Here is a 26,568-nt window from a genome sequence, read left to right on the forward strand (position 1 = left end):
CCCGAACATTTTTCGTCCGGGCGCTCTCAGTATCAGTCATAAATCAGCTCAAACTTCACAATCTCCTCTGCCTGTGCCTTGCAAGCGTTCATCTGCCGCACCCATTCCATTTGGTTTTCAGCTTTCAGTTGCTCTGTCACGCCGTTTTGCTCTGCCAGTGACCGCACGATCAGCTCCATGCGGCTTCGTGCCGCTTCGTCAATCTCGGCGCAATGCTCAAAGAGCTTGTCGGATAGCGCCAGCTCATTGAACAGTATCGGGCGGTGCATTTCCAGATACGCCTTGCGAAGTCTGCCGTAGTGTCTGAGGGGCTTTGTCTTGCGGATAACGATGTTCGGGATAAGATAATCGCCGTTCTGTGTGTAAGTGATATTCATGCTGTTTGTACTCCTTTCATCGGCTCTCTCTGCGGTAAGCTGCTGACAGGGACGAACACGCCCTTTGCAATGTCCTCCGCACGAATGGCGGCTTTCTTGGCTTCGATTTCTGCCTTTTTTCTCCCCTTGATTTTGTCCTCGTATCGCTTCTGCGCTCCGCTGGCTTTCCGCTTCAAGTAGTTCTGATGAAGTCTGTCCTTTCGTTCCTCACGCTTGCGGATTTCCTCTAATTCTTCCGGTGTCAGCTCCACTTCGCCAAACGCCGGGGGAACGAATCGCCCGACAAAATTGAAGTAAATCTCGACCTCCTGTGTGGTCTGTATACTGCCCTTGCGGTCACGCTCATGCACAAGGATTTTCTCGATAAACTCGTTGAGCATGGCAATGGTCAGCTTGTCGAAGTTCTCATATTTGTCAATCAGAGCGATAAAACGGTCAGCGTCCTTTTCGTGCTTCTCATAGCTCTTGACAGCCTTTTCCAGAACAGAGATTTCAGCGGTAAGCTCGGACTGTTCCTTTTCGTATTGAGCGTCCAGAGTGGCGTATCTGCTGTCGGACAGCTTGCCTAAAATGTTGTCCTCATAGATTTTGCAGAGCAGGACTTCCAGCTCGGAAACTCTCTGCTTTGCTGTGGCAAGGCGTGTGCGCTGTTTTCTGACCTCTGCCGTCTGCTGGCTGGACTGCGCTTCCTGCACCACACGGACAAACTCGGCTCGGTCATGCTTGGCATACTCGGCAATAGCTTTGAGCATTTCGGAAACAAGGGACAGTACCACATCTTCATTGATACGGTGCTGTGTCGTGCAGAGCTTTCCAACTGGGACTTTGCTGTATTGGGAACAGGTATATTGAGAAATACGCTTGCCGTTGTTGGTACGGTGGACATACATTTTACCGCCGCAATCGGCACAATAAAGCAAGCCAGTAAGTGGAGCTGCTTCGCCCCAGCCGTCCGGGTAGCGTCTGACATTCCCACGGATTTTCTGCACAAGGTCAAAGGTCTGCTGGTCAATGATAGGCTCATGGGTATTCTCGAAAATTGTCCATTCGTCCTCCGGGACATAATGGCTTTTCTTGTCCTTGAAGTGCTTTCGGGTCTTGAAGTTGATGGTATGTCCCAGATACTCACGCTTTTCAAGAATGTTGCAAATGGTGGAAGAACCCCAGCCGTACACATCTTTGAAAGTCTTGTTTTTGTTCACGCCCTCGCCGTGCTGGGCAAGGTAAGCGGACGGAATGAGGACTTTTTCTTCTTTCAGCCTGCTGGCGATCTGATACGGACCGTAGCCGTCAATCGTCATGGCAAAGATGCGCTTGACCACCTCGGCGGCTTCGGGGTCAACCAACCATTGGTCTCTTGCTTCGTTCCAAAGATAGCCGTAAATGACCGTGCCTGTGAGGTGCTTGCCGGACTTGCCTTTGGACTGGAAAGTGGAACGGATTTTACGGCTGGTATCTCTGGCGTAATACTCGTTCATAATGTTGCGGAAAGGGGTAAAATCATCATCACCTCTGGCACTGTCCACGCCGTCATTGATGGCGATAAGGCGAACGCCACGCTGACGCAGGATTTCCATAATCTGACCGACTTTCAGATAGTCACGACCCATGCGGCTCATGTCCTTGATACAAAGGTACTCCACATTCCCGGCTTCCACTTCTTTCATCATTGCCAAAAATCCGGGACGGTCAAAACAAGTACCACTAATGCCATCGTCCGTGAAATGGACAATGTTTGTAAAGCCCTGCCGTGCGGCGAAGTCCTCCAACATTGCTTTTTGATTGGATATGGAGTTGCTCTCACGCTGCTGGTCATCATCTTTGCCAAAGTCATCACGGCTCAGTCGTTCGTACAGAGCAGTGATTTTCTCGTTTTTTCTCATAACTTGCGCTCTTTTCTTCGGTTTTAGGTTGTGTGTTCTAAGAGACTTCCCAACCGCTTGATTAAGAAGTCTTTTAGAGCATACAACACCGGCAGCAAGCTTGTACTTGCGATATTGCCTTACTGCAAAGTGTTCTGGATTTTCTGCTTCCAGCTCTTCAAACAATTCATCCACTGCATTTTTAAATTCTTCATCATCCTCCCTGGTCTCACTGGCATTGATAAATTCCAACAGAGTAGAAAAGTTCTGTTCTTCCTCTGGTGCCTCATACCAGATGTATCCGATCAGTGCAGAATACAAAAGACGTTCGGCCTTCACCCAGAAATCTTCAGTTGATTTTTCGCCTTCACCCTTGGTATTTGCGATAATGGTATTGACCAGCTTCAAGATGTCTTTTTCACTCCGGATATAATGGAACGGATTGTAATGCATGGACTTTTTAAAGTTGATCGTATTTAATACCTTGATCCGGTATCCTCCATTTACCAGCATCTTCCCGCATTCGACGATGATCGTACCCTTCGGATCAGTGACCACATAGGATACGTGATCCGTCATCTGCATAAGGTTGGGCTTCACATAGAATCTTGTCTTACCAGATCCGGAACCACCGATAACGATCACATTCTTATTTCTGGCATACTTCGGAGCTTTTGGTCGGCTGTTCATGGTCAGACGTTCCGTTTCTGTGAGGATGACATTGTTTTCAAAGACCGGATCCATGAAGGGTTCGATATCTTTTCTATTTCCCCATCTGGCCGATCCATACTCCACACCTTGTCGGAACTTCTTTGCATTTTTTGAACGATAGTAGACCACCAGTTTTAATGCACCTGCAACCAGAACACCTACTGCAAGGTCCTGCAAAGCGACACTTGGCAGCCAGCTTAAAAATGCCAGTCGGAAATTGACTAACATCACGCCAAGTCTCTGGACCATGCTTTCTCCCAGGCAATGCCGGTACAGCCAGGATCCTTTATCTGCTACATAGAAAATAAAGAAATATGGGAGATTTAAGATCACCAGCCGTTTGACCTGGATCTTCTGTAATTTTTCCCGGATCATCGTTCCTGACCTCTGGATTTTTGTCTCTGCTTCACACGCTGGCGGTGCTTTGCTTTTCTTTCTACAGATTTCTGCAGTTTCTTTCTGACGGATGGTTTCTTCGACTGTTTCTTTTTCAGTTCTACTCCGGCATATTCCCGGAAAGCCGCTGTCATCACATCCACATCTTTGGCCTTAAAGAAGACCAGAAATTTCGGTGGATCCGCACCAACCTCTTTTTTCAGGCTGTAATCAATGCCGTATTTTCTTGCCACACGATCAAAAGATTTGATATTTTCATCTGTGATCTTTAAGTTGGAAAGCTGTACTCCCTGTGCATTCAGCTGCTTGATGGTCTGCTTTCCATGTGGCTTTTTCTTTTCAATCTTTTTTCGGGCTTTTTCCCTTCCTTTCTCCTGAGCTCGTCCGGTCTTTTCAGCCATTTTCACCTGCGTTGCTTTCTGTTTCCTACGGTTGTCCATTTCCAGGAACTTCCGAAGGGCTGCTTTTAGCACACTGGCAGTGATCTTGACTCCCTGGATGCTCAGGCTGATCACTTTCTGATTTACTTCTTCCTGCAATTACCCACGTCCTTTCTTTCCTTTCATCTCAGAATAAAGACGGGCAATACAATATCCGATACATGGAACATGTTTTCCATACGGACAGCCACTACATGGTGTCGTTTTTACTGCTTTTTTCTTTTCCGGAAGCAGATAGTGGCACTGTTTCAAGCTACAGCCTTTCTTTTTGCCTCCCCACCAGTAACAGTACTTGCAGGACCATGGCTTTTCTTCGCTGTACTTTCTTCCCTCAATAGCTGCATTTGGTTCTATGATCAGATCTTTATTAGTCTTCATTCTGTTCTTCCTCTTTTCTCATGATTTCTGTCAGTTTTTTCTCTGCCTGACTTCCGGCAGCAATGAGACAATACAAAACTGTAAATATTGCCGCTACTCCCAGAAGAGCAACAAAAATAATGATATTTCTCATGGTTTCTCCCATCTAAAAAAGCGTCCACAGATTCCTTTCGGTTTCCATGAACGCTCATTCTTATTTAATTAGTGTTTCTTTTTTCTCATAAATGCAAGGGCTCCTGTACCAGTCGCACCAATGCCGAGAAGCATATACCACAGCCACAGATTGGTGTTATCCCCAGTCTTTGGTGAATCACTGACAGGTTTTCCACCTTCCGGTGTCTTTTCTGCCGGTTTTTCCTCATCCACCATGGTTACATGCTGTACTACACTGGTATCCTTTACTTCGAATTCCACATCTTTTGCAACCAGATAGCCATCCGGTGCTGTTTCTTCACGGAGAGTGTATTTTCCGATTGGAAGCATTTCGATGTAATGTGCTTTCTCTGTACTGGTCCAGCTTTCCACAACTTTTCCATCCTGATCAAGGATTGTGAGTTTCGCTCCCGGAAGTTCTTTTCCGGCGATATCCTGTTTGGAGATTTTCACCTTCGTCACATCATCCTTCATCTCAACTTTCTGCACATCGGCAGTATCTTTGATCGTGAACTTCACACTTTCAGCTGTTACATAACCGTCGGTCGGTTTTGTTTCAACCAGTGTGTATTCTTTTCCGACAGTCAGCTCACGAATCACGTGTGCTTCTTTACCGGAAGTCCATTCATCCACGGTATTTCCATCAGCATCTACCACCTTCAGCTTACATCCTGGAAGTTCTTTTCCTGTTGTCAGACTGGATTTGGTAAATTCAACGACGGTTGGCTGATTATCAAAGGTAAAATCATAAGTGACTGTCGGCTGATCCTCACCTGCATACTCAAACGTAAATTCTTTTCCTTCATCGTTGGTTACGAATCCGTCCGGTGCATAGAGCTCTTTTACATAGTAAGTTGCTCCTATTGGAAGATCTGCAACAAATGTGATCTTTCCTTCTTCATCCGTAGATTTCAGTTCAATGATCTCATCGGCTTCAATCAGGACTTTACCAGTTGTCTCAGACTTAATGTCTTCCTTGGCAAATAATCCAAAGATAGCGCCTTCCAATGTACGGTCAGAATCTTTTTCTTTCTTAAGTACACTGACTTCTACTCTCTGGCGGTTGTTCTGCCAGTCTTTGTCATAGACTACAACTGGTGTATTCTGATCCACGTAAGTCAGCTCTACATGACGGATCTCACCATCCAGTACATGACCGTAAGCAGTTCCTGTTTCTTTCACATAGTATTTACCAAGTGGAAGATTTTCCAGTTTTGCAATACCGGTTTCATCTGTCTTGATCGTTGCGATCAGTTCATCCTTTTTATAGTAATCGTCACTGACGCCATCGGCAGCCTTAATGTCTTCCTCAGCATAGACTTCAAACGTAACATCTGTCAGTTTTCCGGTTACATAGTTGAAAATGTGTTCCACCACACCTTTGACCTTATCGGCCAGTGTAACAGAATCCAGGAATTCTCCCTTTTTGTTGATGATGAGTTCACCAACCGGTACCTCGTCCTTCATTTCCACTTTCTGAACCTCTCCGGTATCTTTGACTGTGAATGTCACATCATTGGCTACCAGATAACCATGCGGTGCAAACTCTTCATGTAGGGTATAAGTCTCACCCACTTTCAGATATTTGATCACATGCGGTGCATCTTTGGAAGATGTCCAGCTGTCTACTACATTTCCATCTTTATCCGTTACTTTCAGATAAGCTCCATCCAGTTCTACACCGGTTGTTGCATCTGATTTTGTGATCTCAACAGTTGTCGGCTGGTTCTTCTTTACGGATTTTAATGTTACTGTCTGTACATCCTGCCCCTGATAAGAAGCATCAAATCTCAGTACTTCATCCGAAGATACGAATCCATCTGGTGCTTTCAGTTCTTTTACATAATAGCTTCCAAGTGGAAGATCCAGTGTACATGCTGCCTGACCTTTTTCATCAGAAGTCATTTCCTGTAAAAGAGTATCTGCTTTAACGATCACTTTTCCATCTTTCGTCTGAATGTCTTTTGCATTGTAAATACCGAACACTGCTCCGGCTACTGTATTGCCTGTCTCAGCATCCTGTTTTTCGACCGTAATCGACACTTTCTGTCGTTCATCTGTGACAGAGATTTCTTTCTCGATCACTGCAGTATCCTGATCCGCATAAGCAAATTCGACATTTTCCGGCACAGTATTTAACACATAAGTGTCCGGTGCATTCTTCTCTTTAACATAGTACCTGCCAAGTGGAAGATTCTTTACGGTTGCATAACCATCTGCATCCGTTGTGACGGTTGCTACCAGTGCATCCTTTGCAAAATACAGAGTTCTCTGTCCATCTGCACCTACCTGATGATCGGCAGTATAAATATCCTCTGCCGCATAGACTTCAAATTCAGCACCTGCAAGTCCAGCCATTTCAAACTGGAATTCCTTATCAAATCCCTTTAACACTTCACCCTGTTTATAGATCTTTAACTGACCTTTGACCGGGGCATTGGTATATTCCACATCAATGACTGCATCTCCTGTGACAGGATCGGTCAGATAAGCAGTATCTGTATCAACTGCAACTGTCACATAGTTTTTGGATATTGTGTACCCATCGGGTGCCGTCACTTCCTCAATCCTGTAGTTACCAGGTTTCAGATTCTTTGGCAGTACCAGGTATCCTTCTTCATTTGTGAAATAAGATTTGTGTACCGTTGGCTTTGGATAGGATGTTGTCTGTTCCACATATTTCTGATTATCCAGGTCATATACCTTGAATTCAGTATTCGCCAGGAGTACAGATTTCTGTGTTTCTGCATCCTTTTTGATGATCTTTAATTTTGCTTTGAATTCCTTATCCAGAAGCACTCGCCATGTCTGTGGTGTATCCGGATGATTCTCTGTGATCTTCACTACAAAATCATCGACCGGTGCATAGTTGTGTTTGCTTGTGGTTTCTCTTACCACATAAGTTCCATATGGAAGCGGAATCGATCTTGCATATCCTTTTTCATCGGTAAACATTTCTGCCTGGCCATCTGCAGTCAGTACAACTGGTCTGGCTGAGTCAAAATCGTAACTTCCATCTGCTTTTACTTTCAGATCACTGACAAGCCATGCTGAAAAACCGACTCCCTTAAGTAGATCTGCATCGGTCTTTCCGTTGTTTGCTGCCTTGATGATCTGGAACGGCTGCTTGATGACAGTTTCTTTGCATACAGAAGTTCTTTCTACTGTCGGAACAGTAGCACCTTCATAAGTACAGTCCACATCATGTTCTGTCGGATCCAGTACGTATCCAACCGGAGCACTAAGCTCTTTCAGATAATACTTTCCAAGATAGAGATCCGATACAGAAGCCTCGCCATTCTTATCCGTTGTCAGAGATGTGATCAGGCTGTCTTTCTTATGGATTGTTCCGGTTCTTCCATCCGGATGAACAATATCTTCCCTTGCATAAAGACCATATACCGCACCTTCCAGTGTTGCATCACCCTGGGCTTCATTGCCTGTCTCAGCATCCTGTTTTGCAATGTTGAGCTTTGCATTTACACGTTTGTCTGTTACATTTTTAGTCGTTGTCTTTCCGATAGCAAGAGTCACATTATAAGACTTTGTATCGATCTGATACCCTGTTGGAACAGAGATTTCTTTCAGATAAACAACTTCCTGTGTCTTTTCCATTGTGAGCTGTGAAGCACCATTCTGATCAGTTGCAGGCATCTCTGCGATCAGCTTTGTACATGCAGCATCGGAATAGATCCCGTACACTGCACCAGCCAGTGCATTTCCTGTATCCTGATCTTTCTTTACAATGGATACTTTGCATTCTTTTGTCCAGGTTACTTTAAAATCCACATATTTCTCATTTCCGACACCTTCACCGAAAACAAGAGCCAGGTCCTGTGTTCCAGATCCTGTTGTGATCTTATAGGCTGAATATTCCTTATCAATACTTCCTTTCATCTTAGAAGAGAAAGTAGCACTGACATTTTCTGCCTGATTAAGTGGTGCTGTCAAATAGAACTTTGTACCACCGGAAATCTCCACATTAGCCCCTGCAGCACTGGTTTTACCGGTTGTCACATTTACAAGTTTTACACCTTTCGGCAGCTTGAAAGTGATTGTCTGCAGTTTATCCGCTTTGAATGTGGTCACACTTGTTCGCTGGCTGTTTCCTTCCACATAAGCCTTTACATTAGATTCGGAAAAGCTCATATCTACAGACGGAATGTCCGGCATATTTACACAATAATTGTAAAGCTCCATTGCCAGGTTCTTTCCTGTTGCATTAGTTCCGGATGCCCAGTCACTGGATCCATTTGCATAAGCTGCTGCAAGATGGGTAATGATGAATCTCTTTCCTGCTGGGAAATCCGGATGTTTCTCATCGAAGAAACCATTCTCATCACTTGCTTTTGTTCCGTAATAGCAGACCTTTGCAAGTGTCTTTCCATCGGCAAGTTTCTGGATCGTATAAGTTCCATTTCCCGGTCCTTTTTTCGATGGTTCAACACAGTATGCTGTCGCATTGATGCTTCCCCATTTCACATAATATGGACAAGTCAGATAAGAACCTAATCCATAATCTGCGTAATAGTACCAGGAACCGGCTGTGACTGTGACTGATTTTGTTCCTGTTTCACCGGAAGCAAGCATCATTGGCATATCAAAAGTAATACTTTCGCCTGCTTCAAGATCTGCAAGAGCAACTTCCTGGTCAACAGCTTCCTGCATAACCTCTGAGAGTGTGATCCCTGTTTCCGGATCAACGGTCTCCTGATCCTCCGTTGCTTCGATCTCTGCATCAAATTCTTTTTCTGTCAGTTCTGTTTTGCTCTCCGTTTCAGCAGCACCAGTTTCCTCTGTAGACGAGTCAGCCTCAGAATCCTCTGTTTCTGTCTTATCGGAAGAACCAGCATCCTGATCAGAAGAACTTTCTGACTGCGAATCTTTCTGCTGATCCGCTTCTTTTACCACGATCTTTCGATTGATCTGGTAGGTTGGGTGATCCGTTGTCTGTGGTTCTACATAATAGACTGCCTTATAGGAATTGGCATAATCGGTAGAAAAGTCATTCCCGTCCGTATCTTTTGCTTCCTGAAATGTAACTTTTACTTTGCTGTCATCCTGGATCGTAAGACCGGTATAATCACTCTTTACATCGAAATTGTCTCCAACCTTGATCTCATAATCCTTTGCAGTTACCACTTCATCTTCATCCAGCTGATCCTTGATCTCCTCATAATACGGAATCTTTTTTACAGATCCTGCATCCTCAGAAGCATAGGCAACAGCGGGAGAGAGTACCGTCGATAGAACCGTTACTGCTGTCAGTAAACCAGACATCACCCTGCGTGCGTTCTTTTTCACGTTCATTCTCTTAAATCCTTCCTTTCTGATTCTTTTGTGTATGGTTATCTGTTAGTTTCTGCATATTATCTTTTATACGAAGATGATCGCCTCCTTTCCTGAAATTTGCGCTATTTGGGACAGTCAGCACAAGCTGAGATAACAGCACAAATATATGGCGGTACCTGTTTGTCACAAATACCGCCACATGATTTCTACTGTCATCCTCTTTTTAGATTCAGACATTTTATTTTGATTTAAGATTTAAGCGTTTTCCTGTTTTCTTTCCCGGATCCGTTCCTATATCAGTTTCCATCTCTGATACGTTTTCTTCTGGCAGACACGCAGCTTTTCGCTCTATGCATGTTCAAACCAAATATCACTCCGGGCAGGCTATTCATTTTTCAAAGTACATGAAGGTGTTCTATGCAAACCCTTCATATAACGAAACGCTCAGAGCCTGTTTTACAGTGGTCTAATTCAATTTTTTTAAAATTCTTCGTTTTCAGCCTTTTTTTTCATCGTTTTTAATGCCCTGTTCAGGAGGTCATTTACACTCTGCTGTTTGATTCCCAGATAATCTGCGACATCCTGCTGGCGCATTTCTTCGAAATAAATCAGATTGAGTACCGTCTTTTGCCTCTCTGTCAATTCCTTGATCAGCGCATTCAGAATTTCTCTGTCGATAACATCGTCAACAAAATCTTTTGAAGATCCTCTCATAATCTCCGCATCATCTGTAACATCGCTGTTAGAAAATACACCATGATTGGTGCTGATTTTGCTCTGGCTGTATGCCATACGGTCTTCAGCCTCCATCAGCAGACGGATATACCAGTTTTCATTATCAAAGAACTCTTTATTGAATTCCTTGTTATCGCCAGTTACACTCACATATTCATAGTCATCACAACTATGAAGCGGAAATACGGTTGATTGATTTCCCGCTGTATAAAGCACATATCCGTGATCATAAACAGAGATCGTTGTATCTGCATTGATCATTTCTTTTACTACAACTTTGTGTTCTTTCAAGGATTTCACGCTTGGGATTCTTTTCTCCATATCAGCAACCTTCACGATTTTCTTCAGTTCTTTTAATGTCAACATAATGACCACCTTTCTGCCTTTCGGCTCCGGGTGGTTCTTTCCATCTTTTATGAAATTTCTGCACAGACATAAAGAACTGTAGCGCAAGAGGTCACGAACTCACCCGTTTTTTTTGAACGGGAGTCCGCGACTCCTTGATAACGCATAATCTGCTTACATAATTAGTATGTTAGATTACTGCTCATTTTGGGATTTGCACTGAATGCACTCTGATTTATTCTCTGTTTGCTGTTTGCGAAACATGGAATAATCGCCCATAGCATCGTAAGGACAACGCCTTACAAATTCCTGGTATTCGATTTCAGTCATCTTTGCTTCCTCCTTTGTGTCATATTATCAAAATCTCTATTTACAATTATTTTTGCAAAAAAGAATTCAACCTCTATATAACGAAACGCTGAGAGCCTGTTTTACAGTGGTGTACGACAAAAAAATTTAAAAATTTTTCGAAATACGTCAAAAAAGCCCGACAAAACAAATACTTCAACAATCTCCAAAACCAGAAAATACTTCTGATCTTGCAGTGTATCCGTAAATGTTTTGCCGGGCTCTTAGTGATTCCAGTCAGGTTCAGCTCCTTGACAAACTCTTGCTGTCTGGTGCGTTCTTGATGGTTCCGGCCAAATCCAACGCTTACTACAGACAGCTCATTCTATTCTGTTATGATCCCTGATTCATCATCTTTCGGGAATACGTCCGCATCCTGGACTTTAATTGTTCATCTCGGATGTGAATCGGACGAACCGACACCATATCATCCTTTACAAATATCTCCAATGTGCTGCGACATTTTTTGCACTCCACTTCTGAATCGCTTTGTGCGCTCTTTTCAATAAATGCTCCACATACAGAGCAGTGTACATGCCATTTAATAGCACCTGATCCCATATAGGCTTCCTCCTTTAAGCAATAAGATATTTCTCCATTTATTACTCAACGGACCAAAGGGAAATCAAATCCGCCTTATGAGCATCATGCCATCCATTCCGTAAGTGCCAAAGCTACACGAACAGCACGATTTCTATTCTGATCAGATCTGCTTTGTCGATCTGTGCATCCTTTTTTATCCTTTCACCAGCTACCACTCACTCTTTCCGGTATAAAAAATTCCGCTGTGATTAATTAACATGATATTTCAATAGTTTCAAATACATTACCAGTCAGATCACAGATGTCCTGGATCTGAATCTCGGTATCATCAATCCGTAAGTGGACTGATGGATCAAAAAATTCTACGGTTCCAGATAATGTATGGTACTGACCAATTAATGGATTCTTCCATGACTTTTGAAAATAAGTTGCCTGTATCTTCATTCCATATGCCAGGATCCTTAATTTCATATCCAGCTCATTTTTCTTTTCCTCAGATAAATCTCTTTTTGGTTCATAAATGATTTCCTGTTGCCGGATTGTTTCATCCAGTCCACGAAGTGCCGCAAATGGAGCAAACTGTTTTGCCCTGCGTCCTACATCCATGGGATGTCTCCTGGAAACCGGTCTTGGTAAATATAAATACGATTGATATGCACTTGCCAGCACTTTTTGCACCTCCTCTAAGCACGGTGACCACCTATTTGCTCGTTGCGTTCTCTATAAGTAGAACACTCTAGCAGGTTGGATCCCCGCATGATTGCATTCTTTCCATAACGCTGCTTTACATTCAATACTGCTTCCTGTAAATGCCGTTCCTTATCGGTCTGTTTGGGATCATCAAACAGGCTGTACTGCACATAACTTTCAGGAGCAACCCTGTTCGCACACACCTCGATTCTTCGGATTCCGGTATATCTGTCTGCAATCCTGAGATATAAATCTTCCACTGCATCTATGATCTTTTTGGAACTGTTACTTTCTCTTTCGAGTTTTACGGTTCCTTTGGATGCCTCATGCTCATACCTGTGGTCATAGGCAATCCATAAGGTGAGAGAGTTTGTTACCAGTCCTTTTTCAAACAGATCCAGGACCAGATTGTCTGTCATTTCCCTTACAATCACAAGTGCTTCGTCAAAAGAATAATTTCGCATCAGCACCTGGCCATTCGATAGGCTGTGTTCCTCAGAATGATAGTTCTTGATGTCACTCATCCGGCATGTTTCATAACCCCATGCATGATCGATCAACAGCTCTGCATCAATCCCAAACATCTTATACAGCCAGTCTTCGGATCTTAAAGAAGCCATTGCGATATCGCCCATCGTATGGATCCCGTAACCGGCCAGTTTTTTTTCAGTCCGGGATCCAATCCTCCAGAAGTCACTTAATGGTTTATGATCCCATAGCTGCTCTCTGTAAGAGAATTCATCCAGGATTCCAATATGGTCATCCACATGCTTTGCTACGATATCCATTGCGATCTTAGCAAGATACAGATTGGTTCCCACACCTGCAGTTGCAGTGATGCCAGTTTCCTCCATGACTGCCTGCATAAGCTTTATCGCCATTTCTTTTGCAGTGAGATGATAAAGCTGCAGATAGTTTGTCACATCAATAAAACACTCATCAACACTGTACACATGGATATCTTCTTTTGAGACATACCGTAGATAGATTCCATAGATCTTTGCGGAATAATCCATGTACAACTGCATCCTCGGCATGGCTGTAATGTACTTCACACAATCCGGTATCTCATGGATTCGGCACCGGTTCTTGATGCCAAGAGACTTCATAGCCGGAGTGATTGCCAGGCAGATTGTTGACTTTGATCTGGTCGGATCTGCAACCACCAGGTTTGTTTTAAATGGATTCAGCCCACGTTCTACGCATTCTACAGAAGCATAAAAGGACTTCAGATCAATACAGATAATAGAAGTCTGATCCTGACTCACATTGCCACCTCCCATACGTCTTTCCTCTTTTTGTAACATGTATCCCATTTTGACTATCAATGATTGTCTATCCTTCCTGTTTTCATTGAATTACAGGAAATTCATTTCACATATCCATTGACAAAAGAGGAAATATTGTGTATCTTATAGGAAAGATGTTTCCCTTATCTGTGATTCACATTATAGGAGAGATATTTCCCTTTGTCAAGATTAATTTTTAATTTTCAGGAGACACATTTCCCGTTTTGCCTTGAGGCGGCTAATGAAACTTATAAGACAAGGCTTAGAAAGAGGTATGTTTATGACATTCGGTGAAAAAGTAAGATCATTAAGAAAAGAAAAAAAGATGAGTCAGCAGGAACTGGCCAGTATGGTTGGTGTTTCATATAGGACCATTCGATCCTGGGAAGTAGAAGGACGTTTTCCAAAACAAAATGTTCTGTATCAGAAACTGGCAGATGCATTACAGTGTGACGTTTCTTATCTCATGAGTGAGGATGAAGCTTTTATCACAGAAGCATCCGAACAGTTTGGTAACCGTGGTGCCAAACAGGCTCAGCAGATCCTGGAACAGGCTGCAGCTATGTTTGCTGGTGGATCACTGACAGACGAAGATAAAATAGCTTTTATGGATGAGATTCAGAGCCTTTATCTGGATTCCAAAAGACGTGCAAAGAAATTTACACCGAAAAAATATCTGAAAAACCAAGAGGAAAAATAATAGAAGGCGGGATTATTGTACACCTAATCTGTTACCTTATAGTTACAAGGATATTTCTGCCCTTTTTATTTTTTACTTTTGAGGTGATTTATTTGAGAAACACTTACATATATACAGAAACAAAGAAATTAATCAAGAAATATGGCACCAGGGATCCCTTTGAGATCATGGATCAGATGAACATTGTTGTCGGGGAAACTTCCAGATATAAGACACTGAAAGGATATTGTTTTATGAGCTGCAAGACGATCTATGTCATGATCAGCAGTTTCCTTTCAGAAGAAGAAAAGATGATCGTTGCCGCCCATGAATTAGGGCATATCATCCTGCATCGTTCCCAGCTGAAAATGGCTCCGATGCAAGATGATACACTCTACAATATGACGGATAATACAGAATACCAGGCCAATCTGTTTGCTGCCGATCTTCTGATTGATGATGAGGAGATCGAAGATATGGTTCAGAACGAAGACCTGGATTACTTCGGACTCTGCAGTTCTCTGAATGCAACTCCGGAACTCATGAGCTTTAAACTATACAGCCTGACAAAACGAGGCCAGGCTTATCATATGCCGATGGAGATTCAGAGTAATTTCCTGGCAAAATAATAAAGGATAAGCGCATTCTACAATAAGAAAACTATAGATTTATCTCACTGAAAGGAGGAACATTTATGTCAAGACATCATATTGAAAAAGTAACTTGTCCTTCCTGCCATCATGAGGGGGATTTTGAGCTCTGGGACAGTATTAATACTGCACTGGATCCTGAAATGAAAGAGAAGGTACTTAATAAATCTATTTTCCTTTATACTTGCCCGAGCTGTGGAGAGACCTTTCGTTTAAACTATCCTACACTCTATCACCAGATGGAAGATCTTATCATGATTTATCTGGTTTCTGAATCAGAAGTAGAAAAGACATATGAAATGTTTTATGGTGAAAATGCTTTGTTTGATTTTCGTACTGAAAAATATTTATCCCGAATCGTAACGTCACCAAATCAGCTCGTTGAAAAGATACAGATTTTTGATGCAGGTAAAGATGACAGGATAATGGAACTTGTTAAATTACTTGCGACAGATTCTCTTCTCGAAAATAATCCTGATGAAGAATTTGATGAACTGCGCTTTGCTGTCGACGATGACGGAACAAATATTCTTGTAATCATTAATAAGGGTGAGACCACTGGTGCAGTTGACATTGACGATATGTATGAATTTGCTTCTTCACACTGCACTGATTTCAAAGATCTCCGAGATGATGAGGATATTGTTATCAATCGGGAGTGGATTCTTAACAAACTTGCTGAAGCAGAAAACGAATAGTATATTTGGTGGCTACACCCCCAAGCCCCTGTAGAATAAATAACGCCAGTACTGGATATCAAAAATCCCGCACCGGCGTTATTTATTAAAATATTTTGTTTTTTAATCTTCAACACTCTCTACTGAAACTTCTTTTTTCTTCCTACTTTTACCAGAAATCATCTTGTGTCCTGTATAAATAGCCATAATCATGCAAAGCAAAGTACTTGCTGCAAAGTACTTATGGCCTTCTTTTGATCCCTTATAACCTGTATAAAAAGTTCCAAGCATTGTAATCAGTGCACTGATAGACCAATATTTATGTGCTTTCATTCAGATACCTCCTGCCGTTTTTCTTAATCATATACCTTTTAAAATATATATACAAACTGGTATTTTGAATCAATCGACAAGCAGCTCGGAGCTTCCACTATAAATTCATACCTTCAGCAAATAGGATATGGCAATGAAAATATATCCGGAGATTTCTCTTCCTACTGGATGCAGTCATCCTTAAAGATTTCACCAGTAGAACAAGTTGAACTTTTGAAAAATTTATATCGAAACAACTTCAACTTTACTCCTGCTAATATTCATGCCGTCAAAAATTCCATCCATCTTACCGCCTCTGAAAATGGAGAATTTATGGAAAAACCGGAACCGGACGAGTGAACGGGCAGGATATAAATGGCTGGTTTATAGGTTTTATAGAAAGCCAAAATAATACATACTTTTTCTCCACAAATATTCAAAGCGAACAACGTGCAACTGGTAGTAAAGCATCAGATGGTGCTTTATCTACTCGTATTGATTCGTCACATAAATATAAGCATCTTCCAACGTTGCAGGAATTGACATACACTCCAATTCTGGCTGTATTTCAGAAATCACTCTTAACTGCAATCCCCCCTCAACATACTGTTTTGATGTAATACGATACTTCTGTTCCACTTCTCTTGCTTTTCTCTCATCAGGTACTTTGCAAATCCAGATTTTCCCCTGTGCTTCTTCTGTCAAATTCTTCATAGAACCCGCATATAAGAAACTACCTTTGTGCATAATTGCAAGTTGGTTACAGGTAGCAGCCAAATCTTCCACCACATGAGTTGAAAACAAAACCGTTCTGTTTTCAGAAAAATCTACTAACAAATTGCGGATGCGAATACGTTCCTCTGGATCTAAACCGGTAGTCGGCTCATCCACAATCAAAAATTCCGGTTCATTTAAAAGCGCCTGCACTAATCCTACCCGTCGTTTCATCCCGCCTGACAACTGTTTCATTTTCTTTTTCCGGTGTTCTGCAAGACTGGTCTTTTTCAAATAATATTCTATTCGTTTCTTGCACTCCGCTTTTGGAACACCTGCCAAATCCCCCATATACTCTAAACACTCCTGAACTGTCAAATTCGGGTAAAGATCAATTTCCTGTGGCAGATACCCTATTTTTCTCTGGATTTTTTCATAGTTTCCTTCACTATATAAAATCCTGTCCAATGTGACCGTTCCACTTGTAGGTTTAAGTACAGTAGTTAAAACCCTCATCAAAGTTGTCTTTCCTGCTCCATTTTCTCCCAATAATCCAAAAATTCCATTCGGTATATTTAAATTCGCATGATTGATTGCTGTCACACCATTTTTAAATCTTACTGTTAAATCCTCAATATGAATACTCATAAACTTACCCTCTCTTTCTAACTATTTTCGGCAATACTACCAATAAAATCAATCCAATACCAATACACAAAGCTTTCCCTTGCAGCCATGTAACATCAGCAGTATTTTCTATATCTCTGAAAGCATAGGAAAACAGATTCCATGCCCCAAAAAGTTTATCTCCTCCCGTGGAATTTGTTGCTACCCATATCAGAAGACAGCTTCCAATCCCCATCCACATATTGCGAAAAAGCATAGACAATGTATTGACCAATATTCCCCAAAAGAAAATGGTTACTACAATCGCTAAAAAATAGGCAATAAACTGAAGTATTTCACTTTCTGTTGCCGGATGTGTGACCGGTTTTTGAAACACAAAAAACAATCCGTAACCTAAAACAGCAAGCAGTAATAAAAAAACTTCCTGTATCATTATTCGCTGCATGATGGAGCAAATTCTCTTTCTTATTGGATACAGCCTATGGATTTCTGATCTCTTGCTTGTAATTTCCTGCACATAAGTGTCCGCACAAAAAACAGCAGTCAATATAGCAAAAGGTGCCTCAATGGAAAGTCCTATTTCATTTGTGAATACAACCCCACGTATCAAGCTTAAAATCACAACAAAAGATACTGCATAAGCAATCTTATAAAACGGCAGAACAATCTTCATTTCCTTCTTCATTTACATCCGCCTCCTCTTCCAAATCTGTATTGAAATCAGAATAATCACTACAGATGCTAAAATAAGTAGACTCTGATTTAAAAATGCCATTGGTGGCGGTGTCGTATCGAAAAGCTGATCAGGGAATCGAACCATAATCGCAAAAGGTCTTCCCCAATATCCATAAACTCCTTCCGCATTTCTTCCGCCCATATTGGAATATACCATGTAAAGAATCAGAAGCGGCACTCCCGGAAGTGGATTTTTAAATAGGAGTGAAATCAATGTATATACACTTACAATCATCAGCATATTGGGAAGTATATAAAGTACAGTAGAAACTATAAAATCCCAGAACCGCACTTCAAACCCACTGTCTTTTGTATAAATAACACACAATGCCCAAAATAATAGATTTATAATAGTCAGAGCAATCAAACAAATTGCAAATCCTGCGCTTACTTTTCCCAATACATACTTTCCGGCAGTGATCGGTTTCGTGTGAAGCAATTCATAAGTATGCTTTTTCGTATCCTGTAAAAACAGAACCGCTAACATAATTGTTGCAAAAAAACACATAAACAACCCTGCAAAATCAGCAAATTTTCTTGAGTAATAAAAAGAAAACGTCTTATTTTTCATTTTTTCGTTCAGATATGCGTTGATTTCTTCTGATGTTCCTTTGTAATAGGCACTATCTTCGTACATATATCTTGCACTATACCAATCATATTTTTCCTCCAGATATACGAATGCTTCTTCTAACTCCATATCAACAAGTTCGCTCATTACGGATTGTGCCTCTAAATCAGACATTTCTAATTCATCAATTAGTGCTTGTTTTATCTGTCCACTCCATATTTCTCGATGTTTTTCAGGATTCGCAGGAATATATCCTTCATAAACATCTCCTAAGCGAACTGTATCAGGATAATCATTGACAATTTTCTCTCCTTGCCCTAAATAGTGTGTCATTAAATATGGACTTGTCGTATTAAACACACCATAAATCACAAGCAGAATACCTACCCAAAATAACGGTCGCTTTAGATAATTCTTAATCTCTCTTTTAAAAATAGCAATCATACGTTTGTCTCCTTTCCTTGTTATAGACATCATAAAATATAAATCACAACAAAAAGACAACAGTATAAAAAAATCGGACTGCTTATGCAATCCGATGAAATACTGCTGTTATTACAGCTCCACTCTGTTTTTCGTTTTCTATAAGTAACTGTCCGCCATGCTTTTCACAATACAATCTGCTGATATACATACCCATTCCTGAATGTTTCAAACTATCTTTCACATTTTGCTGATAAAAAAGCTCTGTTGCCTTTTGTTTGTCTACTGTAAATCCCACTCCATCATCCTTTACTCTGATTTGTAATTCAGAATAAGTAAGGAGAACTTCCATTTCCACTTTTGTTTTGGCATAACGAAAGGCATTTGACAAAAGATTTTCTATAACCTCTAAAATCACTTCCTTATCTCCCGAAAATTTTTCTGCTGTTTCCGAACATTCTAAATCGTATTGCTTTCCAAATTTTTTCTCAAACACATTCATCTCTGCACGTATGTCTGTTTCTAACTGCTTACTTGTAATTTTTTCTGCCACCAACTCCCTTGCATCTAAACTGCTCATCTTTCGCATTGTTTCCACAAATATATCCATACGTTCAATCTGTTTTTTGCTTTCATTTACCATATCTAGGGCTTGCTCCATATTTATCTCTTTCTTAGGGAGATATTCTGAAAGCATTTCCTGATACCCCTCCAGCACAGATAGTGGAGAACGTATATCATGTGCAATCGCTGTTCGCAAAGCCTTTTCTTCCTCAATCATTTTCCATAATTGATGGTTATTTTCTGCAAGCTGCTCCTTCATCCGTTCAAATTCTCTGCACAATCTTCCCATTTCATCTTTATTTTCATAGGTAATATGAAAATCCAAATTATTTCGACCAACTTGTTGTGATGCCAGTTCTAATTCTTCAATGGGATTTTTCAATTTATGCTTATAAAAAAGAAACACTGCTATGATATTGCCTACCACAGACACGATAAGTACTGTAAACGTCTGAAGGAAATCGCATATCTCTGATACATGATAATCAAATTTTTTCATTTCATAAGAATTCGGTCTCGGAACATCTGTCAAATACTTTCTACCTTCACCTTCTGCCATTTCAAAATACTTTTCTTGATCTACATATTTCCACCAAATGTCATCTTGTATAGTGGCTGCCATTCGCATAATCAATGCTGAAAGATAAAAACTAACTATCAAACTAACAATCATATACAAAACTATAGTTTTTCTCAACGAAAGATTTCTTATTTTGTCCATTTATATCCCATCCCCCATATCGTTTCAATATATTCATGCTCCGTATATTGATTGATTTTTTTACGAATTCTACGAATTAACTCTGTCACCACTCGGCTATCTCCTTCTGCATCGTATCCACTAATCTTTTCATAAATACGTTCCTTATCAAACACCATTTCAGGGTTCATGGATAAAAGTTCTATAATCTCATATTCTAATTTAGTAAGCCCTAAAGCATTTCCTTTAATATGTACGCATTTACTGGCATAGTCAATTACTAATTCCCCATAAAACCGTTGTTCTGTTTTTCTATGTAAACGTTCCTCACGTTTCAAATGGGCAATAATTCTGGCATCTAATTCTTTCAAACTGAATGGTTTTAAAACATAATCATCGCCACCAGACAACAATCCCATTACTCGATCCTGTTCTTCTACTTTTGCAGTCAAAAAAATAATCGGACAGGAAACCATATCTCTGATTCTTCTGCACACTTCAATTCCGTCCATTCCCGGCATATTTACATCCAATAAAATAATATCGGGATTTACACTTATCTTTTCCATTGCTTCTATGCCATTTTCTGCAATAATCACTGTATAATTCTTCAATGTAAAGTATTGATTCAACATTTTTAGCAATTCTCTATCATCATCAACCATTAAAATTTTATAGTTCATAAATTCCACCTCTGGCTATAATGCTATCTTTTCTTTATAGTATATCTTATAAAAAACAACAAATAAACAACAATTCCTAAAAGGCAACAGCCTTTCTAAACTGCCGCCTTTTCTCCTTCATTTTATTTCCATTATTGATAAACCATCTCTGTATCCACAATCTCCCTTGCACACGATTACATATTGTTCATTCTCGCTACCCATTCCATCTGATTTTCTGCCTTTAACTGTTCCGTGATCCCCTGTGCCTGTTTCATCTGCTCTACAATTCTTTCAAACCTTAAATACTTATAGTCGTCTGTATCCAAACAAACAAGCCGAAGTCGCACAACAACTTGAAAATCTTATCAACGGAACAACAGTCCCAGATACTATTATAAAAAAGGAAAAAGAGCTCCTTCGAGCTCTTTTGATTCAGTTCTGTAAACTTGAAGTTGTCAGTTTAGAAAACCGGAAGTCAATCAAATAAAGCTTCCCATTTTTCTGATTGCATTGCATTAAAACACATCGCAATTTGTTCTTTATTATTCTTTTCTTCTGCAAGTTCTGGAAGCTCATCAATTCCAAAATAATCAAAACCTGTTGTTTCAATATTCGTTTTAAATTGACCGCCCGTCACTTCACATTGCATAAAAATCTTACATACTTTATACGCATATATTGGAAGATTATGTTTCTCCCTATCTTGAACAGCAATCACACGTTTTACAGTAACATCAAGTCCTGATTCCTCTTTGACCTCCTTTATTGTATTCTCCTCTACGGAAATATCGACATCACACCAACCTCCCGGTAATGACCAAGTACCATTTGCTTCATGAACCAATAATATTTTCCCGTCTTTAAAAATCGCAGCCCTTGTATCTATTTTAGGAGTCTGATATCCTACATCACTGCAAAATAAATTTTGAACTTTTTCTGTAGATATTTCAGTTTTATAGCTTATCATTTCAGCAGAAATTTCTCGGATTCTTTCATATCGTTCTATATCAAATTTGTCCTTTCCATAAAACAAACCACCCTGAGCAATAGCTTGTAATTCTACTGCCCATTTTAGCCATTGTTCGTTTTTATTCATAGATTATCGCTCCTTTAAATTCCGAGTTGTTAAACTCTTTCTAACCTCCATCTTCTTGCCCTTCGGACAAGAAGCATCCCTCGCTCTAAGAGCTCGGTCAATTCCGATTTGCACTTCAAATCGTTTTCTTTATTCTATCATAGCATCCATTATTCCGCCATCAGTCTTTCGAACCAGGTATCCATGACAATGATAAACTGGCCTGCTCCTGGCAATTCTTGTAGCATTTCGTCAAGAGTTTTCTGTTTCACATATTTCTGCACATACACCCAACAGGCAATGCTACTGGCTTCTGATACAATGTCAGCTATGGTTTTGCGCATAAGCTCTTCAAATTCAGTAATTTCTTCTTTTGGGACAACATCATACAGTGTTGGTGCCTGATGACTTAATTTTACGCCATTTTCATTTGCATCTTTAAGCAGATTCTTAACTTTTTCTCTTGAATCCTCCGGTACTTTTATGTACTCCCACATAAATGCTACCACATCGGACGGTGTGTCTTTTTTAAGTGGTGGTAACTGAATATAATCATTGTTTTCGCTCATTTTCATATCCTCCTCACGATATAATAAAATCAATAATGCGTTCTCTTGTCATGTCCAGTACAGTATCTACGAACACTCCTGCAAAAAGGATCAGATACAGAATTACACTCAGCGAAAACAGAAATGCAACCTGTACCCAGTCATGGTAACAGTATGCAGTCGCTATAATCAACAAAGTGAATATAAACCCAAGGATCCCTCTGACAACCGCATAAGTCTGTACTGTCATCTTTACTGCCAGTCCGATCACAAAAAGGATCAGCCATACCGGCAGTAATAATATTTTCCCAGCAAGTTTTAAAATAAACATGTGCACCTCCTATCTTACCAGTCCTGGCATATCATGGTTCACCTCTGCCTGATAATACCCGTTCATCGTAGACGGTGCATTAAACAGGGATGCTAATAAATATTTCTTGATGTTCTTCACTTTGGTGGTGTTACCATGCATACAGTGTAAGACATACTCGATATGTGAATAGGTCAGCATCAGAAATTTTTTCTTCACCAGTGATGCCGGATACCAGTTGCTGGCAATCAATATCTTGTCATTTTTACACATCACAGTTTCTACGATCAGGTTCACGATTTCATCTACCTGTCGCATATCGTCATGATGGGTTACTTCCAGTGATTCATAATCAATGGTCTCTTTGACAAGGTTTTCATAAGCCTGATAATCCTCAGAGCGGTTATCGCTATCAAATCTTTTCTCATCCACAGATATGATAGGATTAGATTTATTATCATTCATTTCAGTATCACTAAGATTAGTATTATTAGGGTTTGAAATGTAAACTTCTTGAAGTTTGTTTTCGGGACTTCTAGAAGTTTGATTTTGGGACTTCATGAAGTTTAAATTGTAAACTTCTGCAGGCTCTTCATTTTCCACAGAAGTTTGTTTTTTAAACTTCTCTAATTCCTCTCCAAATTTTTTCTCATCTGTTTTCTCAGGCATAAAGGTTTTTACGTAGATAACATTCACCTTTCCAAATCCCTGCCTGCGTTTCTCAATCAGACCAATTCCTGTTTCGTCATCCAGCTCTCTCATGGATTTGATGGCTTTATTTCTGCCACAGTTCAGTAATTCCATGATATCTTCGATGGAAAAGTAGATATATGCTCTGTTTTTGTCGTCAAACCACTGATTTTTGATGGAAAGAGACATTCGATCCAACATCAGTCCATATAAAATTTTAGCATCGCTTGATAAATCTTTAAAATAGCTGTCTGTAAATAATGCTTTTGGTATGCGGTAGAAGCTGAACTGATCAGCTTCGGTACCGTAAAAATAATTAAATGTCATTTTTTTCTCCATAATTTCCTCCTTTCATTTTCTGCTAAGAAGTCCTCTTTTTAAACTTCTTTGACATTGTTTTCTTAGCTTTTTCTCTCCTTAACAGGACTGTTCCTGCATCCACTTTTCTAATAATGATTCAATCACCTGCTCCATATCTTTGGCTGTATAATCATCCGGAAAATACTTTGTCAGTTTCTTTTCTGAGAAAGTAAGAGACCGGGATACTTTCTTTGCCATCACACAGTTATTGAAAATCGATAACATCTGAATCTGATTGATTGGTCCATCATTCAGCTGATTTCTGAGTGCTGCAATCTGTTTTGGTTTGATGAATCCGGTGTCGCTGATATATTCGTAGATCCATCCCTGTACTTCCTTATCGATGTAGGAGATATTGACAGCAACCGTAAACTGAAGCTTCTTGTTATCTACCAGATCAAGAAGTTCCGGAATAAGTTCTGTTAATCGTACAAATCTTTGAACCTGAGCTCTACTTTCCCCAACTTGCTTGCTCAAGACTTCATCAGATCTCAACTTCGTCTCATTTTGAGACAAAGTTAAATCTGTTCTAACTCCCTGTCTTTTCATTGCCTCTAGTTTCATCTTATAAGCAAATGCTTTCTCACTCGGCAACAATTCCTCTCGCTGAATGTTAGCATCCACCATAGCCACAATGGCATCATCATCCGATAATTCTCTTACGATTGCCGGAATAGTTGTAAGTCCTGCAAGCTGTGCTGCATGCATTCTTCTGTGACCGGATACCATTTCATATTCTTCATTATCATCCATTCGAAGCAGTACCGGTGTCAGTACTCCATTGATCCTTACACTTTCAACCAGATCCTGCATCTTTTCATCATCCAGCACCTTGAACGGATGATTTTTAAACGGATGGATCTTACTAATCTCTATCTCCATTGCAGATTCTTCATTTACCACACCAAGCAGTTCATCAATGCTTGCCAGTTTAATCTTTTCGCCACTTCTATTTTTCATTTTTCAAAACCTCCTGTGTTAAGTTCTTATATGCTTCGGCAACTTTTCCTTTCGGGCAGTGCATGTAGATGCTTTTTCCCTCTGCACTGGTCTCAGCTGCTTTTACAGACATCGGAATCACATTTTCAAATACTTCTATCTGGCTTCCGTATGTTGTATGTACTCTCGATGCAATGTCCCTTGCGTAATTGGTTCTGAAATCAACCATAGTCAACAGAATGCCCTCAATCGCCAGTTTCCGGTTCAGCCTTTTCTTTACTGTAAGAATGGTCTTGATCAGCTGCTGAAGTCCTTTCACCGGCAGATATGCGGCCTGTACAGGTATCAGCACGGAATCGGAAGAGACCAGTGCATTGATTGTCATCATACCAAGACTTGGCATACAGTCGATCAGGATATAATCGTATCGGCCTCTTATCGCATCGATATATTCCTTCATGATCATTTCTCTGCTCATAACATTTCCCATCGTTACTTCCAGGGCAGAAAGCTCAATATTTGCCGGAAGTAGATCTACATTTTCCTGGTGATGTAAGATACCATCTTCCAGAGAGATTTCTTCTTCGTTAATGACATCCATCATAATCGTTGCCAGTGTGATGCGAAGATCATCCGGTTCCTCATATCCAAGACTTGCGGTTAAACTTCCCTGTGGATCCGCGTCGATCAGCAACACTTTCTTACCTTCTCTTGCCAGTCCAATGCCTACATTTACGGTTGTGGTGGTCTTTCCGACGCCACCTTTCTGGTTTACTACGGATATAACTTTACACATGATTTCTTCCTCCTTTAACTATCCCATGATTCTTTTTTCCATAATTTCAACAGTGCCAGTATTTCCCGTTTCATCATTGCCGGTGTATAAGAATTTGGAAAATACTTGTGCAACTGCTCGTTTGTGAATGCCACTCTTGTGATCTCACCCTTTTTCACTTCACACATGATCTCTTCCATCTTTTCCAGTGACAACTGTTTTTCTTTACTCAGTTGCCGGATCCTCTGGGCCTGTGAGAGTGATGGGATTGCCTGTGCATACTCCATTGCTACAAGCAGTTCTCTTTGTTCTTTTTCACTTAATGCAGCTATCTCTACAGCCGGACAAAAAGAAATGATCTCATCATCCAGTTTCTGCAACATTTCCGGTATCAGTTTTGTCAGTGAGATATAACGCTGCACTTGTTTTGGGCTATCACCACAATCTTCACTGATGATTTCTATTGCCCGCTTTCTTGGTGTTTTGTGGTCAACTTGGCTCTTTTTTCGACCACTTTTTCTTTTTAATACGTCATTCTTCAGTTTGTAAGCAAAAGCTTTTTCACTGTAGCTGATCCGTTCTCTGTGAAGATTGGAATCTACCATGCTCAAGATGGAATCATCTTCACTTAATACCCGGATGATTACCGGTACTTTACGGTATCCCAGTTTCTCCGCAGCATGTTTTCTTCTGTGGCCGGATATGATCTCATAGTATCCATCCGGTACCGGTCTGACGATCAGCGGATTTAATATTCCATACTTTTCAATGCTTTCCTGCAGAAGAAACATTTCCTTATCATCCTTCACCTGAAACGGATGCTCTTTGAACGGTCGAAGACGCTCAATCTCAATTTCTATGATTCTTTCTTCGTTTTCTTCTGATTGTCTGTTTGGTTCAGTCATCTTGACTCCTTTCCTCCAGGATTCAGGAAATAAAAAATGCCTGCCTGGAACTTTTATAGATAGTAAAGTTCCAAACAGACATTGCTGTTT

General features: G+C 40.5%; 29 protein-coding genes and 1 pseudogene. 5 read left to right on the forward strand and 25 right to left on the reverse strand.

Translation table 11 applies throughout. The features are described 5' to 3' along the window. Positions 1–32 precede the first annotated feature (32 nt). The 11 genes from ABHC48_RS15980 to ABHC48_RS16030 all read right to left on the reverse strand — a co-directional run bounded on the left by ABHC48_RS15980 (position 33) and on the right by ABHC48_RS16030 (position 13,586). Entirely contained in the window at positions 33–377 is a 345-nt protein-coding gene (locus ABHC48_RS15980) for a TnpV protein (RefSeq protein ID WP_117814583.1), read from the reverse strand. Then, on the reverse strand, positions 374–3,325 hold the full coding sequence (locus ABHC48_RS15985; protein WP_195700045.1) for a DUF4368 domain-containing protein: 2,952 nt from the start codon (positions 3,323–3,325) through the stop codon (positions 374–376). Before ABHC48_RS15985 ends, ABHC48_RS15980 begins: the two co-directional genes overlap by 4 nt. Beyond that, on the reverse strand, positions 3,322–3,885 hold the full coding sequence (locus ABHC48_RS15990; protein WP_117639997.1) for a PcfB family protein: 564 nt from the start codon (positions 3,883–3,885) through the stop codon (positions 3,322–3,324). Before ABHC48_RS15990 ends, ABHC48_RS15985 begins: the two co-directional genes overlap by 4 nt. Continuing rightward, complete coding sequence (locus ABHC48_RS15995; protein ID WP_117639995.1) at positions 3,886–4,164, reverse strand: hypothetical protein; 279 nt, start codon at positions 4,162–4,164, stop codon at positions 3,886–3,888. After that, positions 4,154–4,297 (reverse strand): hypothetical protein, encoded by a 144-nt coding sequence (locus ABHC48_RS16000; RefSeq protein ID WP_181975997.1) that lies wholly within the window; start codon positions 4,295–4,297, stop codon positions 4,154–4,156. Before ABHC48_RS16000 ends, ABHC48_RS15995 begins: the two co-directional genes overlap by 11 nt. Positions 4,298–4,365: 68 nt before the next feature. Further along, positions 4,366–9,627 (reverse strand): SpaA isopeptide-forming pilin-related protein, encoded by a 5,262-nt coding sequence (locus ABHC48_RS16005; protein ID WP_195700046.1) that lies wholly within the window; start codon positions 9,625–9,627, stop codon positions 4,366–4,368. A gap of 462 nt (positions 9,628–10,089) precedes the next feature. Beyond that, positions 10,090–10,710, reverse strand: a complete 621-nt coding sequence (locus tag ABHC48_RS16010; protein WP_117528502.1) for a sigma-70 family RNA polymerase sigma factor — start codon at positions 10,708–10,710, stop codon at positions 10,090–10,092. A 174-nt stretch (positions 10,711–10,884) separates the two neighbouring features. Further along, on the reverse strand, positions 10,885–11,019 hold the full coding sequence (locus ABHC48_RS16015; protein WP_255785577.1) for a hypothetical protein: 135 nt from the start codon (positions 11,017–11,019) through the stop codon (positions 10,885–10,887). A 351-nt stretch (positions 11,020–11,370) separates the two neighbouring features. Beyond that, a complete protein-coding gene (locus ABHC48_RS16020) occupies positions 11,371–11,598 on the reverse strand; it encodes a hypothetical protein (protein ID WP_005334838.1) in 228 nt (75 codons plus the stop codon). 234 nt (positions 11,599–11,832) lie between these two features. Continuing rightward, entirely contained in the window at positions 11,833–12,186 is a 354-nt protein-coding gene (locus ABHC48_RS16025; protein ID WP_195700064.1) for a hypothetical protein, read from the reverse strand. Positions 12,187–12,263: 77 nt separating this feature from the next. Next, positions 12,264–13,586 carry a DNA repair protein gene (locus ABHC48_RS16030; RefSeq protein ID WP_195700065.1) on the reverse strand — a complete coding sequence of 441 codons (1,323 nt, stop codon included), beginning with the start codon at positions 13,584–13,586 and terminating at the stop codon, positions 12,264–12,266. A gap of 253 nt (positions 13,587–13,839) precedes the next feature. Here ABHC48_RS16030 and ABHC48_RS16035 point away from each other — a divergent pair, with 253 nt between their 5' ends. The 3 genes from ABHC48_RS16035 to ABHC48_RS16045 all read left to right on the forward strand — a co-directional run bounded on the left by ABHC48_RS16035 (position 13,840) and on the right by ABHC48_RS16045 (position 15,586). Then, entirely contained in the window at positions 13,840–14,259 is a 420-nt protein-coding gene (locus ABHC48_RS16035; protein WP_040015614.1) for a helix-turn-helix transcriptional regulator, read from the forward strand. Positions 14,260–14,351: 92 nt separating this feature from the next. After that, entirely contained in the window at positions 14,352–14,867 is a 516-nt protein-coding gene (locus tag ABHC48_RS16040) for an ImmA/IrrE family metallo-endopeptidase (RefSeq protein WP_225876977.1), read from the forward strand. 65 nt (positions 14,868–14,932) lie between these two features. Then, on the forward strand, positions 14,933–15,586 hold the full coding sequence (locus ABHC48_RS16045) for a CpXC domain-containing protein (protein WP_055057021.1): 654 nt from the start codon (positions 14,933–14,935) through the stop codon (positions 15,584–15,586). 102 nt (positions 15,587–15,688) lie between these two features. On the opposite strand, the gene ABHC48_RS16050 is transcribed toward ABHC48_RS16045, so the two are convergent. Continuing rightward, on the reverse strand, positions 15,689–15,898 hold the full coding sequence (locus ABHC48_RS16050) for a DUF6219 family protein (RefSeq protein ID WP_005334849.1): 210 nt from the start codon (positions 15,896–15,898) through the stop codon (positions 15,689–15,691). A 99-nt stretch (positions 15,899–15,997) separates the two neighbouring features. Between ABHC48_RS16050 and ABHC48_RS16055 the strand changes: the two genes are divergently transcribed. Then, positions 15,998–16,237 (forward strand): penicillin-binding transpeptidase domain-containing protein, encoded by a 240-nt coding sequence (locus tag ABHC48_RS16055; RefSeq protein ID WP_334285710.1) that lies wholly within the window; start codon positions 15,998–16,000, stop codon positions 16,235–16,237. After that, positions 16,234–16,290: pseudogene (locus ABHC48_RS16060) on the forward strand (hypothetical protein); the annotation flags it as partial. The gene ABHC48_RS16055 and the pseudogene ABHC48_RS16060, both read left to right, overlap by 4 nt. 73 nt (positions 16,291–16,363) lie before the next feature. Here ABHC48_RS16060 and ABHC48_RS16065 read toward each other — a convergent pair. The 13 genes from ABHC48_RS16065 to ABHC48_RS16125 all read right to left on the reverse strand — a co-directional run. Next, positions 16,364–17,239 (reverse strand): ABC transporter ATP-binding protein, encoded by an 876-nt coding sequence (locus tag ABHC48_RS16065; protein WP_005334851.1) that lies wholly within the window; start codon positions 17,237–17,239, stop codon positions 16,364–16,366. Between the two features lie 4 nt (positions 17,240–17,243). Next, the gene (locus tag ABHC48_RS16070) at positions 17,244–17,903 is read right to left on the reverse strand and encodes a hypothetical protein (protein WP_005334852.1); all 660 of its coding nucleotides are present in this window, start codon (positions 17,901–17,903) and stop codon (positions 17,244–17,246) included. After that, the gene (locus tag ABHC48_RS16075; protein WP_040015615.1) at positions 17,904–18,968 is read right to left on the reverse strand and encodes an ABC transporter permease subunit; all 1,065 of its coding nucleotides are present in this window, start codon (positions 18,966–18,968) and stop codon (positions 17,904–17,906) included. A gap of 82 nt (positions 18,969–19,050) precedes the next feature. After that, on the reverse strand, positions 19,051–20,232 hold the full coding sequence (locus tag ABHC48_RS16080; RefSeq protein WP_005334857.1) for a HAMP domain-containing sensor histidine kinase: 1,182 nt from the start codon (positions 20,230–20,232) through the stop codon (positions 19,051–19,053). Next, positions 20,220–20,894, reverse strand: a complete 675-nt coding sequence (locus tag ABHC48_RS16085; protein WP_005334858.1) for a response regulator transcription factor — start codon at positions 20,892–20,894, stop codon at positions 20,220–20,222. Before ABHC48_RS16085 ends, ABHC48_RS16080 begins: the two co-directional genes overlap by 13 nt. 176 nt (positions 20,895–21,070) lie before the next feature. Continuing rightward, entirely contained in the window at positions 21,071–21,223 is a 153-nt protein-coding gene (locus ABHC48_RS16090; protein WP_330371201.1) for a TnpV protein, read from the reverse strand. A gap of 128 nt (positions 21,224–21,351) precedes the next feature. Beyond that, entirely contained in the window at positions 21,352–21,972 is a 621-nt protein-coding gene (locus ABHC48_RS16095; RefSeq protein ID WP_005334860.1) for an NUDIX hydrolase, read from the reverse strand. A gap of 149 nt (positions 21,973–22,121) precedes the next feature. Continuing rightward, positions 22,122–22,520, reverse strand: coding sequence for a hypothetical protein (locus tag ABHC48_RS16100; protein ID WP_330371202.1), 399 nt, complete (start codon positions 22,518–22,520; stop codon positions 22,122–22,124). Between the two features lie 13 nt (positions 22,521–22,533). Further along, positions 22,534–22,830 (reverse strand): hypothetical protein, encoded by a 297-nt coding sequence (locus tag ABHC48_RS16105; RefSeq protein ID WP_005334864.1) that lies wholly within the window; start codon positions 22,828–22,830, stop codon positions 22,534–22,536. Between the two features lie 9 nt (positions 22,831–22,839). After that, positions 22,840–23,838, reverse strand: a complete 999-nt coding sequence (locus tag ABHC48_RS16110; protein ID WP_195700047.1) for a DUF6017 domain-containing protein — start codon at positions 23,836–23,838, stop codon at positions 22,840–22,842. Positions 23,839–23,916: 78 nt separating this feature from the next. After that, entirely contained in the window at positions 23,917–24,819 is a 903-nt protein-coding gene (locus ABHC48_RS16115) for a ParB/RepB/Spo0J family partition protein (RefSeq protein ID WP_005334867.1), read from the reverse strand. Then, positions 24,809–25,594 (reverse strand): AAA family ATPase, encoded by a 786-nt coding sequence (locus ABHC48_RS16120; protein WP_005334870.1) that lies wholly within the window; start codon positions 25,592–25,594, stop codon positions 24,809–24,811. The genes ABHC48_RS16115 and ABHC48_RS16120 overlap by 11 nt, the downstream gene beginning before the upstream one ends. Positions 25,595–25,608: 14 nt before the next feature. Next, positions 25,609–26,568, reverse strand: a 960-nt coding sequence (locus tag ABHC48_RS16125) for a ParB/RepB/Spo0J family partition protein (RefSeq protein WP_243284157.1), incomplete at its 5' end; no start/stop codon positions are given.

It is taken from the genome of Ruminococcus sp. 1001136sp1 (assembly GCF_039841815.1).
GTDB classification, from domain to species: domain Bacteria; phylum Bacillota; class Clostridia; order Lachnospirales; family Lachnospiraceae; genus Blautia_A; species Blautia_A faecis.

Bases quoted from the DNA above. Each gene is read 5' to 3' on its own strand.
- ABHC48_RS15980 (WP_117814583.1), bottom strand. From the start codon at position 377: ATGAATATCACTTACACACAGAACGGCGATTATCTTATCCCGAACATC.
- ABHC48_RS15985 (WP_195700045.1), bottom strand. From the start codon at position 3,325: ATGATCCGGGAAAAATTACAGAAGATCCAGGTCAAACGGCTGGTGATC.
- ABHC48_RS15995 (WP_117639995.1), bottom strand. From the start codon at position 4,164: ATGAAGACTAATAAAGATCTGATCATAGAACCAAATGCAGCTATTGAG.
- ABHC48_RS16000 (WP_181975997.1), bottom strand. From the start codon at position 4,297: ATGAGAAATATCATTATTTTTGTTGCTCTTCTGGGAGTAGCGGCAATA.
- ABHC48_RS16005 (WP_195700046.1), bottom strand. From the start codon at position 9,627: ATGAACGTGAAAAAGAACGCACGCAGGGTGATGTCTGGTTTACTGACA.
- ABHC48_RS16010 (WP_117528502.1), bottom strand. From the start codon at position 10,710: ATGTTGACATTAAAAGAACTGAAGAAAATCGTGAAGGTTGCTGATATG.
- ABHC48_RS16015 (WP_255785577.1), bottom strand. From the start codon at position 11,019: ATGACTGAAATCGAATACCAGGAATTTGTAAGGCGTTGTCCTTACGAT.
- ABHC48_RS16020 (WP_005334838.1), bottom strand. From the start codon at position 11,598: ATGGGATCAGGTGCTATTAAATGGCATGTACACTGCTCTGTATGTGGA.
- ABHC48_RS16025 (WP_195700064.1), bottom strand. From the start codon at position 12,186: ATGGATGTAGGACGCAGGGCAAAACAGTTTGCTCCATTTGCGGCACTT.
- ABHC48_RS16030 (WP_195700065.1), bottom strand. From the start codon at position 13,586: ATGGGATACATGTTACAAAAAGAGGAAAGACGTATGGGAGGTGGCAAT.
- ABHC48_RS16035 (WP_040015614.1), top strand. From the start codon at position 13,840: ATGACATTCGGTGAAAAAGTAAGATCATTAAGAAAAGAAAAAAAGATG.
- ABHC48_RS16045 (WP_055057021.1), top strand. From the start codon at position 14,933: ATGTCAAGACATCATATTGAAAAAGTAACTTGTCCTTCCTGCCATCAT.
- ABHC48_RS16050 (WP_005334849.1), bottom strand. From the start codon at position 15,898: ATGAAAGCACATAAATATTGGTCTATCAGTGCACTGATTACAATGCTT.
- ABHC48_RS16065 (WP_005334851.1), bottom strand. From the start codon at position 17,239: ATGAGTATTCATATTGAGGATTTAACAGTAAGATTTAAAAATGGTGTG.
- ABHC48_RS16070 (WP_005334852.1), bottom strand. From the start codon at position 17,903: ATGAAGAAGGAAATGAAGATTGTTCTGCCGTTTTATAAGATTGCTTAT.
- ABHC48_RS16075 (WP_040015615.1), bottom strand. From the start codon at position 18,968: ATGATTGCTATTTTTAAAAGAGAGATTAAGAATTATCTAAAGCGACCG.
- ABHC48_RS16080 (WP_005334857.1), bottom strand. From the start codon at position 20,232: ATGGACAAAATAAGAAATCTTTCGTTGAGAAAAACTATAGTTTTGTAT.
- ABHC48_RS16085 (WP_005334858.1), bottom strand. From the start codon at position 20,894: ATGAACTATAAAATTTTAATGGTTGATGATGATAGAGAATTGCTAAAA.
- ABHC48_RS16095 (WP_005334860.1), bottom strand. From the start codon at position 21,972: ATGAATAAAAACGAACAATGGCTAAAATGGGCAGTAGAATTACAAGCT.
- ABHC48_RS16100 (WP_330371202.1), bottom strand. From the start codon at position 22,520: ATGAGCGAAAACAATGATTATATTCAGTTACCACCACTTAAAAAAGAC.
- ABHC48_RS16105 (WP_005334864.1), bottom strand. From the start codon at position 22,830: ATGTTTATTTTAAAACTTGCTGGGAAAATATTATTACTGCCGGTATGG.
- ABHC48_RS16110 (WP_195700047.1), bottom strand. From the start codon at position 23,838: ATGGAGAAAAAAATGACATTTAATTATTTTTACGGTACCGAAGCTGAT.
- ABHC48_RS16115 (WP_005334867.1), bottom strand. From the start codon at position 24,819: ATGAAAAATAGAAGTGGCGAAAAGATTAAACTGGCAAGCATTGATGAA.
- ABHC48_RS16120 (WP_005334870.1), bottom strand. From the start codon at position 25,594: ATGTGTAAAGTTATATCCGTAGTAAACCAGAAAGGTGGCGTCGGAAAG.